The 18,083-nt window shown below is 62.9% G+C and carries 11 protein-coding genes; 5 read left to right on the forward strand and 6 right to left on the reverse strand.

Going from position 1 to position 18,083, the window contains the following annotated elements; all coding sequences use genetic code 11:
• Positions 1-137 precede the first annotated feature (137 nt).
• A complete protein-coding gene (locus QUH67_RS34060; RefSeq protein ID WP_300944403.1) occupies positions 138-1,112 on the reverse strand; it encodes an aliphatic sulfonate ABC transporter substrate-binding protein in 975 nt (324 codons plus the stop codon).
• A gap of 195 nt (positions 1,113-1,307) precedes the next feature.
• On the opposite strand from QUH67_RS34060, the gene QUH67_RS34065 reads away from it, so the two are divergent.
• Complete coding sequence (locus tag QUH67_RS34065) at positions 1,308-4,103, forward strand: [protein-PII] uridylyltransferase (RefSeq protein WP_300944405.1); 2,796 nt, start codon at positions 1,308-1,310, stop codon at positions 4,101-4,103.
• A gap of 58 nt (positions 4,104-4,161) precedes the next feature.
• On the opposite strand, the gene QUH67_RS34070 is transcribed toward QUH67_RS34065, so the two are convergent.
• Positions 4,162-4,671: a methylated-DNA--[protein]-cysteine S-methyltransferase gene (locus QUH67_RS34070; RefSeq protein WP_300944406.1), complete on the reverse strand. Its 510-nt coding sequence runs from the start codon at positions 4,669-4,671 to the stop codon at positions 4,162-4,164.
• A gap of 261 nt (positions 4,672-4,932) precedes the next feature.
• Between QUH67_RS34070 and QUH67_RS34075 the strand changes: the two genes are divergently transcribed.
• The 3 genes from QUH67_RS34075 (at position 4,933) to QUH67_RS34085 (ending at position 9,578) form a co-directional block, all read left to right on the forward strand.
• Entirely contained in the window at positions 4,933-6,159 is a 1,227-nt protein-coding gene (locus QUH67_RS34075) for an ABC transporter substrate-binding protein (protein WP_300944407.1), read from the forward strand.
• 243 nt (positions 6,160-6,402) lie between these two features.
• On the forward strand, positions 6,403-8,100 hold the full coding sequence (locus tag QUH67_RS34080; RefSeq protein WP_300944408.1) for a hypothetical protein: 1,698 nt from the start codon (positions 6,403-6,405) through the stop codon (positions 8,098-8,100).
• Positions 8,101-8,351: 251 nt separating this feature from the next.
• The gene (locus tag QUH67_RS34085) at positions 8,352-9,578 is read left to right on the forward strand and encodes an ABC transporter substrate-binding protein (protein ID WP_300944409.1); all 1,227 of its coding nucleotides are present in this window, start codon (positions 8,352-8,354) and stop codon (positions 9,576-9,578) included.
• Between the two features lie 162 nt (positions 9,579-9,740).
• On the opposite strand, the gene QUH67_RS34090 is transcribed toward QUH67_RS34085, so the two are convergent.
• On the reverse strand, positions 9,741-10,166 hold the full coding sequence (locus QUH67_RS34090; RefSeq protein ID WP_300944411.1) for a DUF1330 domain-containing protein: 426 nt from the start codon (positions 10,164-10,166) through the stop codon (positions 9,741-9,743).
• Between the two features lie 146 nt (positions 10,167-10,312).
• Between QUH67_RS34090 and QUH67_RS34095 the strand changes: the two genes are divergently transcribed.
• Positions 10,313-12,550 carry a transglycosylase domain-containing protein gene (locus QUH67_RS34095; RefSeq protein ID WP_300948274.1) on the forward strand — a complete coding sequence of 746 codons (2,238 nt, stop codon included), beginning with the start codon at positions 10,313-10,315 and terminating at the stop codon, positions 12,548-12,550.
• Positions 12,551-12,575: 25 nt separating this feature from the next.
• Here QUH67_RS34095 and QUH67_RS34100 read toward each other — a convergent pair whose 3' ends face one another.
• From QUH67_RS34100 to QUH67_RS34110, 3 genes are all read right to left on the reverse strand, one after another.
• Positions 12,576-15,365, reverse strand: a complete 2,790-nt coding sequence (locus QUH67_RS34100; RefSeq protein ID WP_300944413.1) for a bifunctional diguanylate cyclase/phosphodiesterase — start codon at positions 15,363-15,365, stop codon at positions 12,576-12,578.
• Between the two features lie 285 nt (positions 15,366-15,650).
• Positions 15,651-16,472 (reverse strand): M48 family metallopeptidase, encoded by an 822-nt coding sequence (locus QUH67_RS34105; protein ID WP_407080383.1) that lies wholly within the window; start codon positions 16,470-16,472, stop codon positions 15,651-15,653.
• Between the two features lie 226 nt (positions 16,473-16,698).
• Positions 16,699-18,027 carry a polyhydroxyalkanoate depolymerase gene (locus QUH67_RS34110; RefSeq protein ID WP_300944415.1) on the reverse strand — a complete coding sequence of 443 codons (1,329 nt, stop codon included), beginning with the start codon at positions 18,025-18,027 and terminating at the stop codon, positions 16,699-16,701.
• Positions 18,028-18,083 lie beyond the last annotated feature (56 nt).

The raw sequence follows: 18,083 nt of genomic DNA on the forward strand, positions 1-18,083 counted from the left end.
CATTCGTCGTCCCCGCGAAGGCGGGGACCCATAGCCACCGGCTTGGTGTTGAATAAAGGTGATAGCCATCGAGAACCACAATGACGGCCGTGGCGTATGGGCCCGGCCTTCGCCGGGACGAGGGCAATGCGCTTCCCTCAATTCGTCGGCAGCGGGACCTGGTCGTCGATCAGCGCATCCAGGGTCGCCTTGACGTCGACCTTGGCGTCGACCACGCCGGCCTGCTGCAACGCGAGACCGGCGGCGAGGATGGAGGCGCGCTGCGGGGCACCGATGCGGCTGTGGGTCAGTTCGGTACGCTCCTTGAGCTGCTTGTCAACGACGGCCTCGGGCAGTTTGGTCACGCCGATGAAGGTCTTCTTCAGGTCGTCGTAATTGGCCAGCGAATACTTGCGCGCCTCCTCGTATACCGCGAGCACGCGGCGGACGGCGTCGGGATGATCCTTCAAAAACTGCTCGCGCACATTGAGGATACCCCAGGTATTGGCGTCGGCCTTGCGGAAGAACAGCTTTGCCCCCTCCTCGACTTCGGCCTGGGCCATCATCGGATCGAGCCCGGCCCAAGCATCGACGTCGCCCCGGATCAGCGCGGTCTTGCCGTCGGCGTGCTGCAGCAGCACCGGCGTGATGTCTTTTTCGGTCAAACCAGCATCGAGCAGCGCGCGCACCAGGAAGATGTGCGGATCGGTGCCGCGGGTCACCGCGACGCGCTTGCCCTTGAGGTCCACGACGTTTGCGACCTTGGAATCCTTTGCAGTCACCAGCGCGGTCCATTCTGGGCGCGAATAGACATAGATCGACTTGATCGGATTGCCGTTGATCCTGGCGACCAGCGCCGCCGAGCCGGCGGTCGAACCGAAATCGATCGAGCCGGCGTTGAGGAATTCGAGCGCCTTGTTGGAGCCGGCGGATTGCACCCAGACGACGTTGATGCTGTCCTTGGCGAATTCCTTCTCCAGGAGACCCTTCTGCTTGAGCACCATGGAGACCGGGTTGTAGGTCGCCCAGTCGATTCGAATCTCCTTGAGTGCGTCGGCGGCAAAGGCCGCGCCGGGCAGCAAGGTTGAGACCGCAATGATGGCGGCCAACGCGCGCCGTGAAATTCTGGACATGGAGCCGCTCCCGATCAAATGAAAATCATCATTGTTTTTCAACATGTTAGTCTGTCAGGCAACGAGAAAATACATGCCCGCAATGCGCCTCCCTGAGGACGAATTTCCCTTATCGATCCGGAAACGAGCATAGATGCCCTGCCGGCCCACAATCATCAGTGACAGCCCCCGCGCGGTCCGATATCGGGATGGATGATGGACAACCTCGTGACTGACGACCGCCCCGGGGCGGATGAACGTTTCGAGACCGCGCGGATCACCGCAGCGGTCGATGCGCTGGCGGAAAAAAATTCCGGCCGCGAGGACGTGTTTCGCTCCGCTCTGGCGCAACTGCTGAAGGCCGAGATGATCGCGGCGCGCGCCACCGCGCAGGCCATTCTGCTGAAGGACCGCAATGGCCGCCGCTGCGCGGAACGGCTCTGCTTCATGCAGGACGAGATCATCCGCATCCTCTATTCGGCGGCAACGCGGCATCTCTATCGCTCGCACGTGCCCTCCGGCGCCGAGCGCATGGCAGTCGTCGCCACCGGCGGCTATGGCCGCGGCCTGATGGCGCCGGAGTCCGACATCGATCTGCTGTTCATCCTGCCCTACAAGCAGACCGCCTGGGGCGAACAGGTCGCCGAAGCCATTCTCTATTGCCTGTGGGACATGGGCCTGAAGGTCGGCCACGCCACGCGCTCGGTCGACGAATGCATCCGCCAGGCGCGCGGCGACATGACGATCCGCACCGCGATCCTGGAGACGCGGTTTTTGACCGGCGACCAGCCGCTGTACGATGAACTGGTAGAGCGGTTCGACAAGGAGGTGGTGCAGGGCACGGCCTCTGAGTTCGTCACCGCCAAGCTCGCCGAACGCGAGGAACGCCATCGCCGGGGCGGACAATCGCGCTATCTGGTCGAGCCCAACGTCAAGGACGGCAAGGGCGGCCTGCGCGACCTGCATACGCTGTTCTGGATCGCCAAGTATGTGTATCGCGTGCGCGAGACCAGCGAACTGGTCGATCGCGGCGTGTTCGACGCGCAGGAATACCGGATCTTCCGCCGCTGCGCCGACTTCCTGTGGTCGGTGCGCTGCAACCTGCATTTCGTCTCGGGGCGCGCCGAGGAGCGGCTGTCGTTCGACATGCAGCGCGAGATCGCAGTAAGGCTTGGCTATACGACGCATCCCGGCATGCAGGATGTCGAGCGCTTCATGAAGCACTACTTCCTGATCGCCAAGGACGTCGGCGACCTGACCGCGATCCTGTGCGCCAAGCTGGAGGACGAACAGGCCAAGCCGGCACCGGTGCTGAGCCGGATGGTGGCGCGGCTGCGGCCGGGCGTGCAGCGGCGGCGGGTGCCCGAAAGCGATGACTTCATCATCGACAACAACCGCATCAATCTCGCCGCACCCGACGTCTTCAAGCACGATCCGGTCAATTTGATCCGGATCTTCCGGCTGGCGCAGAAGAACAACCTCGCTTTCCACCCCGACGCGATGCGCACGGTGACGCGCTCGCTCAAGCTGGTGAATTCCCAGCTACGCGAGAACCCGGAAGCCAACCGGCTGTTCATGGAGATCCTGACCTCCGACAATGCCGAGATCGTGCTGCGGCGCATGAACGAGACCGGCGTGCTCGGCCACTTCATCCGCGCCTTCGGCAAGATCGTGTCGATGATGCAGTTCAACATGTACCACCATTACACGGTGGACGAGCATCTGATCCGCTGCATCGGCCATCTGCAGGAGATCGAGCGCGGCGGCAACGACGAATTCATCGTAGCCTCCGACCTGTTCCGCAAGATCCAGCCCGAACATCGCGCGGTGATCTACATCACGACGCTTCTGCACGACGTCGCCAAGGGCCGGCCCGAGGACCACTCGATCGGCGGCGCCCGGGTAGCGCGTCGGCTGTGTCCGCGGCTCGGCTTCAACGCCGCCGACACCGAACTCGTGGCGTGGCTGATCGAAGAACACCTGACGATGTCAACGGTGGCGCAGTCGCGCGACCTCTCCGACCGCAAGACGATCGAGAACTTTGCCGCCGTCGTGCAATCGGTCGAGCAGATGAAGCTGTTGACCATCCTGACCACCGCCGACATCCGCGGCGTCGGCCCCGGCGTCTGGAACGGCTGGAAGGCGCAGTTGCTGCGCACGCTATATTACGAAACCGAGCCGGTGCTGACCGGCGGCTTCTCGGAAGTGAACCGCGCGCGACGCATCGCGGTGGCGCAATCCGAATTCCGCGCTGCGTTCAACGAGTGGCCGGAAGCCGAGCTCAACGCCTATATCGGGCGGCACTACCCGGCCTACTGGCTCAAGGTCGACCTGCAGCGAAAAATCCGTCAGGCCCGTTTCATCCGCGCCAGCGAGCAGGCCGCCGAAAAGCTTGCAATCAATGTCGGCTTCGACGAGGCGCGCGCCGTCACCGAGCTGACGATTTTGGCGACCGACCATCCGTGGCTGCTGTCGATCATCGCGGGGGCCTGCGCCTCGGCCGGCGCCAACATCGTCGATGCGCAGATCTACACCACGACCGACGGCCGCGCGCTCGACACCATCGCGATCTCGAGGGAATACGACCGCGACGAGGACGAGGGACGTCGCGCCACCCGCATCGGCGAGATGATCGAACAGGTACTGGAAGGCAAGCTGCGGCTGCCCGAAGTGGTGGCGCGCAAGGCGGGCAACCGCGGCAAGGTTCGCGCTTTCGTGGTCGAACCGGAGGTTACCATCAACAACCAATGGTCGGAACGCTACACCGTGATCGAGGTCTCCGGCCTCGACCGCCCCGGCCTGCTGTATCAGCTGACGACCGCGATTTCAAAGCTCAACCTCAACATTGCCTCCGCCCATGTCGCGACCTTCGGCGAACGCGCCCGCGACGTGTTCTACGTCACCGACCTGCTCGGCGCCCAGATCAACGCGCCGACCCGGCAGGCCGCGATCAAGAGCGCGCTGCTTCACCTGCTGTCGACCGACGACAACGTCGCGCAGCCGGCGGCGTAGGTCTCTGTCATTCCGGGCTCACGCCAAGAGGCGCGCCCCGGAATGACGGAAACGTCTGTCAGATCTCCACGCCCTCGTGCCTTAACAGCCAGCGCTTGCGCTCGAGCCCGCCGCCATACTTCACCAGCGAACCGCTGCTGCCGATCAGACGGTGGCACGGCAGCACCACGCTGATCGGGTTCGAGCCGTTGGCGTGGCCGACGGCACGGACGGCGCGCGGCATTTCCAGCCGGGCGGCGAGCCCGCCGTAGCTCAGCGTGGTGCCGGCAGGGATTCCTGGCAGCGCATGCCAGACCTTTTGCTGGAACGGCGTGCCGCCGACGCGCCATTCGATTCCCGCAAGGCGGTCGATGTCGCCCTTGAAATAGCCGGTCAATGCGGCGCGTAACTCGCGCGGCGCCCGCGCGTCCTTCAGCGCCATAGCGCCATATTGCAGGCGCAGCAACCGCCGCATGCGCGGCTCATAGTCCTCCCAATCCAGCGCGCGCAGCAGGCCGTCGGCATCGGTGACCAATAGCGCCGTCCCGATCGGCGTCGGCAGGCGGTCGAGGTCAAAACTTTCCGGCATCGTGATTCCCTGGAAAATATCGGCACGCGCTGCGCATTTTTCACGCCCGCCGTGCTAGCGTCCACCCGGATTCCGCTGCCCGTGCAGGCAGCGCCCGCCGCGCTCGCCTTGGTCCTGCTCTGGCTGGCCTGACGGCTCACCTTTCCGTCACCACCTTGCCTTGCCAAATCCGTTCCGCCACACTTGCCGGCAACGATGACGGTCGGCCCTCCGAACCGATGGGCCGGCACGATCACCGGTCAACACAGCGGAGGCAGCGACATGAGAAGCGGCGTTTTTCATCTGCTTGCGGGTACGGCGGTTGCAGTTGCACTAGCGGCGACACCTGCCAGCGCACAGAAAAAATACGACACCGGCGCCAGCGATACCGAGATCAAGATCGGCCAGACCGTGCCGTTCTCGGGCCCGGCGTCGGCCTATGCCGGCATCGGCAAGACCCAGGCCGCCTATTTCAAGATGATCAATGAACAGGGCGGCATCAATGGCCGCAAGCTCAATCTGATCCAGTATGACGACGCCTATTCGCCGCCAAAGGCGGTCGAGCAGGTACGCAAGCTGGTCGAGAGCGACGAGGTGCTGTTCACCTTCCAGATCATCGGCACGCCCTCGAACGCCGCCGTACAGAAATATCTCAACGCCAAGAAGGTGCCGCAGCTGCTGGCCGCGACCGGCGCCTCGAAATTCACCGACCCTAAGAATTTTCCGTGGACCATGGGCTTCAATCCCAACTACCAGTCCGAGGGACGGATCTACGCCAAATACATTCTGCAAAATCATCCCAACGCCAAGATCGGCATTCTCTACCAGAACGACGATCTCGGCCGCGACTACCTCACCGGCCTGAAAGAGGGGCTGGGCGCCAAGGCCGCCTCGATGATCGTCGCCGAGACTTCCTATGAGCTGACCGATCCGACCATCGACTCGCAGATCGTCAAGCTGAAGGCCGCCGGCGCCGACCTGCTCTATAACGCCTCGACGCCGAAATTCGCCGCGCAGGCGATCAAGAAGGTCGCCGACCTCGGCTGGAAGCCGGTTCACATCCTCGACATCAATGCGAGCCCGGTGTCGGCGACGCTGAAGCCCGCGGGCCTCGACATTTCCAAGGACATCATCTCGACCAACTACGGCAAGGATCCCGGCGATCCGCAATGGAAGGACGACCCCGGCATCAAGGCCTACTTCGCCTTCATGGACAAATATTATCCGGAAGGCGACAAGCTCAACACCGTCAACACCTACGGCTATTCGACCGCGGAACTGCTGGTCACGATCCTGCGGCAATGCGGCGACGACCTGACCCGTGAAAACATCATGAAGCAGGCCGCCAATTTGAAGAACGTCACCGGCAGCCTGTCACTCCCGGGCATGGTCACCAACACCTCGCCGACCGATTACCGCATCAACAAGCAGATGCAGATGATGAAATTCAACGGCGAGCGCTGGGAGCTGTTCGGGCCGATCATCGAGGACACCGGACCGAGCGGTTAGAAATAGCTCCGGGCATCTTCAAAGGGCGATGGTTGGCGCTTTGCGACGCCAGCCATTGCATTTTTTATGCAGTCTACTGGTCGCCTCCAGCCTTAATCGCGGCTTAACGCGCGTCCGCGTCCTGCGCGATCTGCGGTAGCAGATGTCTAACAATGTCCGCGCGATGAGATCGCACCACCCGTACTTGTATTCTACCGTATGATATCCTTTATCGGGATGCGTCACCGATGGAAGCGAAGCGGCATGAACAATTCACGAGCGGCGTTACGCATCGCACGCTGGCAATTGCTGTTCACTCGGGCGATTACGGCCACGATGTTTTCATTGGGCGCTGCGGAGGCCAAGTCGAGTTACTGCGTCCGCCCCGTTCCTGTCGTGGCTGCCTCCGACGCCGCTGATCTAGCTCGCAAGCTCGATTCGCAGGAGCCCCTCCCCAAGACGCCCAATATTTTCTCGCTGGCCAACGGAGCGCGGTATCCGCTCGCGTATCATCCGCACACGGTCGGTAGGCTCGACGGTGGGAAGTATAATCACGACCTCTATTGGTCGTTTTCGGAAAATTACGAACTGGTGGGGCCTCGCAACATGCTTGGTGCGAGCCCTCCTGCCGCCGTGGGGCGATCCGGGAGATCGCTTCTACTGGGAGGATCCTACCAGCTTGTCGATTCCCACAGGCTACAGTCGCGACATTCGCTGCTTGAGCAGGACGAAAAGGGGGCTATCGCGGAGGTTGACCCCAGCCTGCAGACGCGGCTCGGCGACCCGTTCTTCGTTACCTGGAGCACTGTTCTCGACGGCTTTGTGCTCTCGGCAACCAAGTGGCGCCTGCAGCACGCCTCGGAACAGGGCAGGCGCCCAACCGTATTCGCTCCGCCGGACATGGTCGGTAATTCCACCACCTATCTTCTCCAAGGCGGTGCGCTTGTGGAACTGCCGGCCGAAGATATGCGGCTGAGCGTCGTAACCGACCTGCCAGGTTTGGGCGTGACGGCCTTGCTGGATGGGCGCTCGCTTACAATCCTCACACCGCAGCATGCAGCGACCAAGGTCGCGGATTTGGATCGTGGCCGCTTTGGCGGCTTCAATGCGATCCACGAAACGCGCGACAAGGGGTGGCTCTATGTCGTCGGTGACGACTATGAAAATGCGGTGCATGTCGAGCAGGCAGACGGCCGATGGCGGGCCACGGCCATCGTGCAGATCGTTGAAGACAGCCCACCCAGCGACGTGTGGGACAGGGTCATTCGATGGCTGTTCGGCATTCATAGCCGCGAACAGCCGCGCGACAAGGTGTCCACGATCCGTCGCGCCAGTAGCTGCGGGCGATATAGCACCGCCGCGAGGCGCATGTTCTTTTGCGGCCAAAACGCGTTCACGTACGAGGTGACAGAGGAACTGCGCGCAGGAAAGATCGCTCCCCTGCCCGGCGGCTTGAAGACATTCCTTGGCGATGCCGACAGCCTTGGACTCGCCCTGTTTATCGACGCCGGTCATCGTCTATCCGGCTATGACGGCGAGCAAGTGCATACCATTGCCAAGGCCGACTTCAAGACTGCGATGGTCTACGACGTAGCCAAACTCGGGCGATCGTTCCTCGTGTCGTCAAGCACCCTTTTTGAGGTCCGCGCGGACGATGGCAAATACAGGCTCGTGAAGCTGGCAGATATCGACGAGCGCGGCCCCGTTCCGGTTTATGCGGCGCCGGACGGCGCCGACGTTCTGGTTTTCGGAAGAACCGGCGTTTATCAGGTCGGGGATGGCGCCTTGGTGCAGATCTGGTCGGGCGCGGATCGAGGCACGATAGAACCCTATGGCAACACACCGCCGACCGACGTCGCGGGATGGGGCGGCCTGTTGTTTACCACGCACAAAGGGCACGAGATAGGCTTCCATCTTTTGCAGCCCTGTCCGGACCCCACCGCTGACACACAGAAGAGATAACGCCACACGGAGAGCGGTGGCATCGGGTTATGTTATCCGTGCGGCACGAATACCGGCGCCGCTTATCCCTGCCTTGCGACCGCGCTTGCACCCTACTTTCGTCGACCGAATCCGCTCACCAATTCAGCATTGCTCATCTTGCGTTGCAGCAAGCGATCCGCCACTATCATGGCAGCGACGATAGCCGTGCGGCCGGACCGGCCTGCGGCACGATCAGCGCCAATCATAAACACATGAGGGAACACAGTATAATGAGGAAGGGTATTTTCCATCTGGCCACCGGCGCGGCGCTCGCGTTGGCGCTCTCGGTCTCGACGGCTTCCGCGCAGAAGAAATACGACACCGGCGCGACCGATACCGAGATCAAGATCGGCCAGACCAATCCATTCTCCGGGCCGGCCTCCGCCTATGCCACGATCGGCAAGACCCAGGCCGCCTATATCAAGATGATCAACGACCAGGGCGGCGTGAACGGCCGCAAGATCAATCTGATCCAGTATGACGACGCCTATTCGCCGCCGAAAGCGGTCGAGCAGGTCCGCAAGCTGGTCGAGAGCGACGAGGTGCTGCTCACGTTCCAGCTGCTCGGCACGCCCTCGAACGCCGCCGTCCAGAAATATCTCAATGCCAAGAAAGTGCCGCAGCTGTTCGCCGCCACCGGCGCCTCGAAGTTCACCGACCCGAAGAATTTTCCGTGGACGATGGGCTTCAACCCCAACTACTTCGTCGAAGGGCGCATCTACGGCCAGTACATCATCAAGGAACATCCGAACGCCAAGATCGGCGTGCTCTACCAGAATGACGACCTCGGCAAGGATTACCTGAACGGCATCAAGGCCGGACTCGGCGATAAAGCCGCGAAGATGATCGTGGCGGAAGCGTCCTACGAAGTCGCCGATCCGACCATCGATTCGCAGATCCTCAAGATCAGGGATGCCGGCGCGGACCTGTTTTTCTCGGCGACCACGCCCAAGCAGGCGGCGCAGGCGATCAAGAAGATCTATGAGCTGAACTGGAAGCCGGTGCACATCCTCGACATCAACGCCACCTCGGTCGGCGCCGTGATGAAGCCGGCGGGGCTCGAGGCCTCCAAGGGCGTGATCAGCGTCAACTACGGCAAGGATCCGCTCGATCCGACCTGGAAGGACGATCCGGGCATGAAGAAGTATTTCGAGTTCATGGCAAAATACTATCCGGACGGCGACAAGGATTCGAGCTTCAACTCCTACGGCTACTCGACCACGCAGTTGCTGATCCACGTACTCAAGGCGTGCGGCGACAATCTGACCCGCGAGAACGTCATGAAGGTGGCGACCAGCCTCAAGAATGTCGAGCTCGATCTGAACCTCCCGGGCATTGTCGCCAACACCACGCCGGACGATTATCGCGTCAACAAGCAGTTGCAGATGATGAAGTTCAACGGCGAGCGTTGGGAACTGTTCGGCCCGATCCTCGAGGACAAGGGCCCGGCGGGCTAGGCCCGGCGACCCAATCGAAACGATCGGCGGAAGAAGCGGTCGGCGGTCTCTTCGGAGGCCGCCGATTTTTCGTAGGATGGGTAGAGCGCAGCGAAACGCATCAATTCGTTGCGCGGAGAGATGATGGGTATCGCTTCGCTCCACCCATCCTACGACACCGTCTTACTCCGGTATCTCCCCGAACGTCTTTCCGATCGGCAATACCGCATGCCGGATCAGGCGCGAATCCTCCACCGCGGCCTGGCGGTGTTTCACGGCTTCCCGGTAGACCGGATCGCGGATCATCTCGGCGAACGCGGCGACACTTGGGTATTCGGCGATGAAGCAATGGTCCCAGCGTTCCTCCGGCGGCCCGATCAGCATCAGCTCGAACCGGCCCTGCCAGACGATGCGGCCGCCGAGCCGTTCGAACACCGGGCCGCTGTCGCGCCCATAGGCGGCGTAGGCCTCCGCACCGGTCGCCTTCCGGCCGTCGGGATAGGCGGCCTCGGCGCGTAGCCGCACCAGATTGAGCATGTGGATCGGCCCCGGCCGGTCATTGGCGCGGAATTGCGCAAACACCTCCTTGGTCGGATCGATGTGGCCCATGGCGAAAATTCCTCCTGGTGCATGCCATACTTTACCAATCCTAACACGCGCCGCCCCACCTCCTAATCCCGCGTTAACCTTTTCGTAACCGACCCTTAAACAGCCCCCCGTAATTTGCGGCGGGGCTGGTGCGAGCGGCGTTTGTGATGGCGTGGGGACGGAAAAAGAGCGGCGGACGCCAGGAGCCGCGGTTCGGGCTTCCGGCAGCACTCGCCGAACTGCGCCTCTCTCCGGAGGATCGTATCCCGGCCGCCTCGGACGACGACGAGAGGCCGAAGAAGCCAGTGGCCAAGCGCAAGCCCGAAGAGGACGACGACGAGCCGCCGCGGCGCGAGCGCAAGCCGCCCGCGCCCAAGAACAGCGCCAAGAGCGGCGCCAAGCGGCGCGCAAAATCGCGCGGCCGGTTCCGCTTCGGCCGGCTGATCTACTGGGGCGCAGTGCTCGGCCTGTGGGCGGCGATCGCGGTCGTCGGCGTCGTGATCTGGGTCGGCGCGCATCTGCCGGCGATCCAGTCACTGGAAATCCCAAAACGGCCGCCGACCATCCAGATCGTGGGCCTTGATGGCAGCCTGCTGGCATCACGCGGCGAAGCGCCCGGCTCCAATGTCGCGCTGAAGGATCTGCCGCCCTATCTGCCGAACGCTTTCATCGCCATCGAAGACCGCCGCTTCCATGCGCATTACGGCATCGACCCCGTCGGCATCGCGCGCGCCGTGGTCGCCAACATCTCGCATCGCGGCGTCTCGCAAGGCGGCTCGACGCTGACGCAGCAGCTCGCAAAAAACCTGTTCCTGACCCAGGAACGCACCATGGCGCGCAAGCTGCAGGAATTAGAGCTCGCGCTGTGGCTGGAGCGCAAGCATTCCAAGAACGAAATCCTCGAGCTCTACCTCAACCGCGTCTATTTCGGCTCCGGCGCCTATGGCGTCGAGGCCGCGGCGCAGCGTTATTTCGGCAAACCCGCCAAGAACGTCACGATCGCGGAGGCCGCGATGCTGGCAGGCCTCGTCAAATCACCGTCGCGGCTGGCGCCGAACCGCAATCCGGAAGGCGCGGAAGCGCGGGCGCAAATCGTGCTCGCGGCGATGGTGGAGGCCAAGTTCATCAGCGATGCGCAGGCAAAAGCCTCGATCGGCCACGCCGCCTACAAGGTGAAGCCGGCCGGCGCCGGCACGCTCAATTACGTCGCCGACTGGATCGGCGAGGTGCTCGACGACCTGGTCGGCCAGATCGACCAGAGCATCGTGGTCGAAACCACGATCGATCCGAAACTGCAAAGCGTGGCGGAAGCCGCCATCATCGACGAACTGGCGGCCAAGAGCGTGAAATTCAACGTCTCACAGGGCGCGCTGGTGGCGATGACGCCGGAGGGCGCGGTGCGCGCCATGGTCGGCGGGCGGAACTATGCTGACAGCCAGTATAACCGCGCGGTGACGGCCAAGCGACAGCCCGGCTCGGCGTTCAAGCCGTTCATCTACCTCACCGCGATCGAAGGCGGCCTGACGCCGGAAACCATCCGCCAGGACGCGCCGCTCGACCTGAAGGGCTGGCGGCCGGAGAACTACACCCATGAATATTTCGGCGCGGTGACGCTGACGCAGGCGCTGGCGATGTCGCTCAACACGGTCGCCGTGCGGCTTGGCCTCGAGGTCGGGCCGAAGAACGTGGTGCGGACCGCGCACCGGCTCGGCATCTCGTCGAAACTCGAGGCCAATCCCTCGATCGCGCTCGGCACCTCGGAAGTCTCGGTCATCGAACTGGTCGGCGCCTACGCGCCGTTCGCCAATGGCGGCCTCGGCGTCTCCCCGCACGTCGTGACCAGGATCCGCACGAATGAAGGCAAGCTGCTCTACGCCCGGCAACCGGACCAGCTCAGTCCGGTGATCGGTCCGCAGCACGTCGCGATGATGAACAGAATGATGCAGGAGACCCTGCTCTCCGGCACCGCGCGCAAGGCGGAGATTCCAGGCTGGATGGCCGCCGGCAAGACCGGCACCAGCCAGGATTTCCGTGACGCCTGGTTCATCGGCTACACCGCGAACCTCGTCACCGGCGTCTGGCTCGGCAATGACGACAATTCGCCGACCAAGAAGGCGACCGGCGGCGGCCTGCCGGTGGAAGTGTGGACCCGCTTCATGCGCACGGCGCACCAGGGCGTTGCTGTGGCGACCCTGCCGAATTCACAGCGCGGCGGCTTCATGTCGAACCTGTTCCAGACGGCGTCGCAAGCCAGCCCGCCGCCTCCGCCATCCGCGCCGGCGTCGCCAGGTGCGTATCGACCGCCATCGACGCGCACTTCCGCGCCGCCGCCCAATCCAAATGCGCGTCCCGAGCCGGACGCCGGACTGGATGGCTGGCTGGTGGATCGGTTGTTCGGAAGGTAGCCCAGGCCTAACCCGGCCCTCGCGCTCAGGCCGTGTCGGCAATCCGCCGGCGATCAGGCGTCAGCATGGCCTGGATATCAGCAGCCGGCAGCGGTTTGCTGAACAGATAGCCCTGCATTTCCGTGCATTCGAGCCCGCGCAACGCGTCGAGCTGCGCTTCGGTTTCGACGCCCTCGGCAGTCGTCGTCATGTGGCGCGCGGCGGCGATGTTGACAATCGCCCGCACGATACAGGCCGACCCGTCCGGCTCGGCGACTTCCTTGATAAAGCAACGGTCGATCTTGATCTTGTCGAACGGGAAGCGCTGCAGATAACTCAGCGACGAGTAGCCCGTGCCGAAATCGTCCAGCGCGATGCGGACGCCAAGTCCCCGCAGGTAATAGAGCATGGCAAGCGCTGCGTCGTCATCGCGAATGAGAACCGCTTCGGTGATCTCCAGTTCCAGCCGCCGGGCCGGCAGGCCCGAATTCGCCAACGCCGCCGCGACCTTGAGCGAAAACGCCGGGTTGCGGAACTGGACCGGCGAGACGTTGACGGCCACCCTGACGTCGTCAGGCCAGGAAGCCGCTTCCGAACAGGCCTTGTTCAACACCCAATCGCCGAGTTCGTTGATCATTCCGGTATCCTCGGCCACCGGGATGAATTCGACCGGCGAGATCATGCCGCGCAGCGGGTGACGCCAGCGCAGCAGGGCCTCGCAACCTGTCACCCTGGTATCGCCGATGTTGACCAGCGGCTGATAGACGATCTCAAACCCGCCGTCGGCGATCGCCTGCCGGAGATCCAGCTCCAGCATGCGCAGGGCGTGCATGCGGGCACCCATGCCCGGTTCGAAGAAGCGATAGGTCCGGCGCCCGTCGGCCTTGGCCTCATACATGGCCAAATCGGCGTTCTTGAGCAAATGATCGAGATCGGTGCCTTCCTGCGGCGCCCGTGCGATCCCGATGCTGGCGTCGGTCGTCAAGAGATGCCCGAAGCACTCATAGGGCTCCCGGATCGCCTGGTAGATTCGGGTGATCAGGTCCATGGTGTCGGCTGGCCGTTCGATCGCGGCCTGGATGATCGCGAATTCGTCGCCGCCCAGCCGGGCGACGACATCGCCGGCCGCGACACAGGAGCCCAGTCGACCGGCCACGGCCTTGAGGAGTTCATCCCCCACGGGGTGTCCGAGCGAATCGTTGATGCGCTTGAATTCATCGATATCGATATACAGCACGGCCAGTTGCCGGCCGGGCGAGAGGTTCTTCAGCTCATGGTCAAGGCGTTCGCGGAATAGCACGCGGTTCGGCAGATCGGTCAGCGCATCGTAATGCGCCATGTGCGCAATGCGGTTCTCGACCCGCTTGCGTTCGGTGATATCCTCCACCGTGGCAACCCAGCCGCCGCCCTCGATCCCCTTGCCGACGATCTGGATCGACCGCCCATCCGACATGGTCGATACGATCGGTGAATGGTTTCCGGCGGCGATGTTGCGGAGGAAGGTCGTGCGGTATTCCTCGACGTCGGTGTCGAGCGAGCCGGTTTCCCTGCGATGCGCGATCGCCTCGCGGAAGGTACAACCGGGTTTGACGATCAGCGGCGACATGCCCAGCATTTTCGTGAATTGCCGGTTGCAGATCACGACGCGTTCCGAAGCATCGTAGAGGATCAGCCCCTGCGCCATGTTGTTCACGGCGACGTCGAGACGTTGCTTCTCGAGCGCCTCCAGTTCCTGCGCCTGCCGCAGTTTTTGATTGAGCTCCTCGATGTCGCGACGCTGCAGTTCGAGCGACGAGGCCGTATGGTTCAGGACAGTCATCAGGCTGCCGAATTCGCCGCCGGGATAGGGCGGCGCGACACGCGCCGTGAGATCGCCGGCGCCCAGGCGCTGTGCCATCTTCGCGATACGTCCGATCTGCGAGCGGATGCCGAATTCGGCGAACAGGCCCACGCCGACAAACAGCACGATCGACAGAATCGCGAGCGCGCCCATGTCTTCGGCAAGACGCCGCTCTGCGGCTGCGACAAGCTCGGACTTCGAACGGCCCAGCAGCACATGCAACCCGACGCCCCCGACGGCAATCGTATGGGCCGTTGCCCAGACTTCGGCGTCCCCACCATGACGCGCCAGCTCTCTGGTGGTGGCGGCGCTTTCCAGCGCAAGCCGGTGCCGGGCAGAATTTGCGATAGAAGCGCCGGCCTGTTCCTCGGCCCGATGCGGCGCCGGCGACCGAACGAAAATGGTGCCCTTGTCATCAACCAGCAGAAACTCGACACCCGGCGGCAAGTTCTGGAGCTGATCCTTCATCAGCCGGTTGAGGTCGAGCGAAGCCAGCAGGACAAACCGCAATTGCCGCGATTCGTCGTAGGCGGGATAGGCAATCTGGAGCACGGCCGCCCCGGTCAGCCGGCCGAATGCCGGCTCGATCGCCACCGTATCGGGGTTTTTCAGCGCACGCTGAAAGTAGCCGCGATCGCGCAAGTCGAGGACCCGCCCGGTGTTAAGGGAGTCGCAGAACAGGCTGCCATCGGGCTTGATGGTCAGGATGCCGGTAAAATCGGGGTTCTTCTCGAGAACTTCGGTGAGAAATTTCGAGCAGGCAGCCTTGTCGCGGCTGTCGAGGTCACGCGCCCGGGACAGACCGAAATGGAGCTGGGTCGTCCCTTGGACCTTGGCGTCGATGCTCGTCGCAATGCCGCGCGCGGTCGTCGCCAGGCCGCTGACCGCAGCCGAGATCTCTTTGCTTCGATCCTGGTAATATCGTTCGCCGACAAGAATGGCCGGCACGAGCAGGGTTCCAAGGATCAGTAGCAGCAGCCGGACGCGGATACTCATGGCGGGCACACCCGTGGTTTGGGTGACCCCGAACCCGTCAATTACGCAAAATCGCCTCGACGCGATCGATACGTCGAGACCATCATCTGGCCGCCGTCATGCATGAAACGGTGGCCATCTCAATGACACAGGCTACCCGTCGATTGATCTCCGGCCCGTTAATTTGCAGGCCCGTAACTCTACGGAGAAGGCGCGCGACAACGACGCTGAACGCATCGGTTCGGCGCGAGCGTTCTTTTATGGCCGGATGAGTTGCCACGGCGCGGGATAGACCGGGCCGAAGTCCTAGTCTTCGACCCCGTAGCGATGCAGATCGTTGCCGTGGGTATCGAGCCAACGCTTGGCGCGCTCGACATGGCTGCAGATGCGGGCGCAGACCCGCCAGAACCGCGGCGAGTGGTTCATCTCGACAAGATGCGCCACTTCATGGGCGGCGAGATAGTCCAGCACAAAGGGCGGCGCGAGGATCAGCCGCCAGGAATAGGACAGCGATCCGGCCGAGGTGCACGATCCCCAGCGGCTCGACTGGTCGCGGATCGACACCCGCCGCACCCGCACGCCGAGTTCGGCCGCATAGGCCAGCGAGGCCTTGTGCAGGTCCTTGCGCGCTTCGCGCTTGAGAAAGTCGTGGACACGTCGGTCCATGTGCTCGACGTCGCCGGCCACGCACAGTATTTTGTCGCCGCTGTCGCGGGTTTCAGTCCACACCGTGCCGCGCTCGCCGGCGCGATGCACGATTTTGTGTGGCACGCCGCGCAACGGGATGACCGTTCCAGCCTGGAATGGTGCAGCCTTCGGCAAGCGGCCGAGACGCGCGGCGATCCAGCCGCCATGAAGCCGCGCAAAGTCCCTGGCTTCCACGAGCGTGCCGCGCGGCGGCATGGTCAGGATGGCTTCGCGGTCGGTGGGATGGATGCGCAACGTGTATCGCCGCGCGCGGCGATGCCGGCGCAGCCTGATCGCAAACACTTGCGAGCCGTGCTTGACCAAAATGGTCGCGGGTTCGGCGGGCCGCCGATAAAGGAGGGCGCGAGTAGCCATGTCTTGGAGTCCGGGGAGTAGGAGTTCGCCCGGATTCTGCCATATCCGACGCCAAGGGAATCTCATTGAAATTGCTCGGCGGAAAAACAAATCATTTGCCCAATATACAGGGGCTTAACGCCAAATGACCCCTACCGGCAGGGGCTGGAACCTTAATTTTCTGATGGAACCGGGGGCCAAAAACGCCCTCAAGGAGTGAGTCTGAACTCACCCCTTGATTCGGCCCAAAACGGGAATGTTTGAATCTATTCAGCGGCTTATCGGGACCCCCGATTCCCGGGCCCCGTCGGCATTATTCGGCCGCCGAAACCAGTTTCGGCTTGGTACTGGCCGCCGTCATCATGAAATCGGAGATCCGCGGAACAATCTCCGAGCGGAATCGCGATCCGTTGAACACGCCGTAATGTCCGACGCCCTTCTGGACGTAATGCACGCGACGATGTTCCGGAATCGCAGGACAAAGCGCGTGTGTCGCTTCGGTTTGGCCAATTCCCGAGATGTCGTCGTTCTCGCCTTCCACCGTCATCAGCGCCACGCGGCGGATTTGCGACGGATCGACCGGCTTGCCGCGATGAGTCATCTCGCCTTTCGGCAGAAGGTGCTTCACGAACACGACATCAACGGTCTGCAGGTAATACTCCGCCGTCAGATCCATCACCGCGAGGTATTCATCGTAGAACTCGCGGTGCTTGTCGACCATGTCGCCGTCGCCCTTCACCAGATTGTTGAACAGGGCCTTGTGCGCATCGGTGTGGCGATCGAGATTCATGGTGATGAAGCCCGAAAGCTGCAGGAATCCCGGATAGACGTCGCGCATCACGCCGGGATGCGGGAACGGCACCTTGGTGATGACATGGTTGCGGAACCATTCGATGCCGCGCTCCGCCGCCAGATTGTTCACCGAGGTCGGATTGCGGCGGGTATCGATCGGGCCGCCCATCAGCGTCATCGACAGCGGCACGAAGGGATCGCGCGCGGCTTCCATCACGGACACCGCCGCTACCACCGGCACCGAAGGCTGGCACACCGCGATCACATGCATGTTGCCGCCGAGCGTCTGCAGCATCTCGATGACGTAATCGACATAGTCGTCGAGATCGAAGCGGCCCTCGGTGAGCGGGACCATGCGCGCGTCGGTCCAGTCGGTGATGTAGACTTCATGCGTTGGCAGGAACGCCTCGACCGTGCCGCGCAGCAGCGTCGCGTAATGGCCGGACATCGGCGCCACGATCAGCACCCGCGGCTGCGGGTTGCGCAGCGGCCGGGTCAGCTTGCGATCGAAATGCAGCAGTCGGCAGAACGGCTTTTCCCAGATCGAGCGGACTTCGACCGGCGTGCGAACGCCGTTGACCTCGGTGGTATCGAGACCCCATTCCGGCTTGCCGTAGCGGCGGGTGGTACGTTCGAACAGCTCGCAGCCAGCGGCGATCGATTTGCCGAACTGGGTATGCGACCAGGGATTCAACGGATTCTGAAACAATATCTTGGTCGCGTCGGTCACCGCGCGTGCCGGGTTGAGCGACGCGTGGCCCATTTCGTACATCCAGTACATCGGCGTCGTGAGCGCCGGACTGCCTTCGGCTACCAGGGGCGGTGCGCCGCCAAACTCACCAATGGGCATGTTTTTCTGACCTCTGTTTGCGTCGCAGCATAGTGCAGAATGCGTAATAATGCGTC

It is taken from the genome of Bradyrhizobium roseum (assembly GCF_030413175.1).
Lineage (GTDB): Bacteria > Pseudomonadota > Alphaproteobacteria > Rhizobiales > Xanthobacteraceae > Bradyrhizobium > Bradyrhizobium roseum.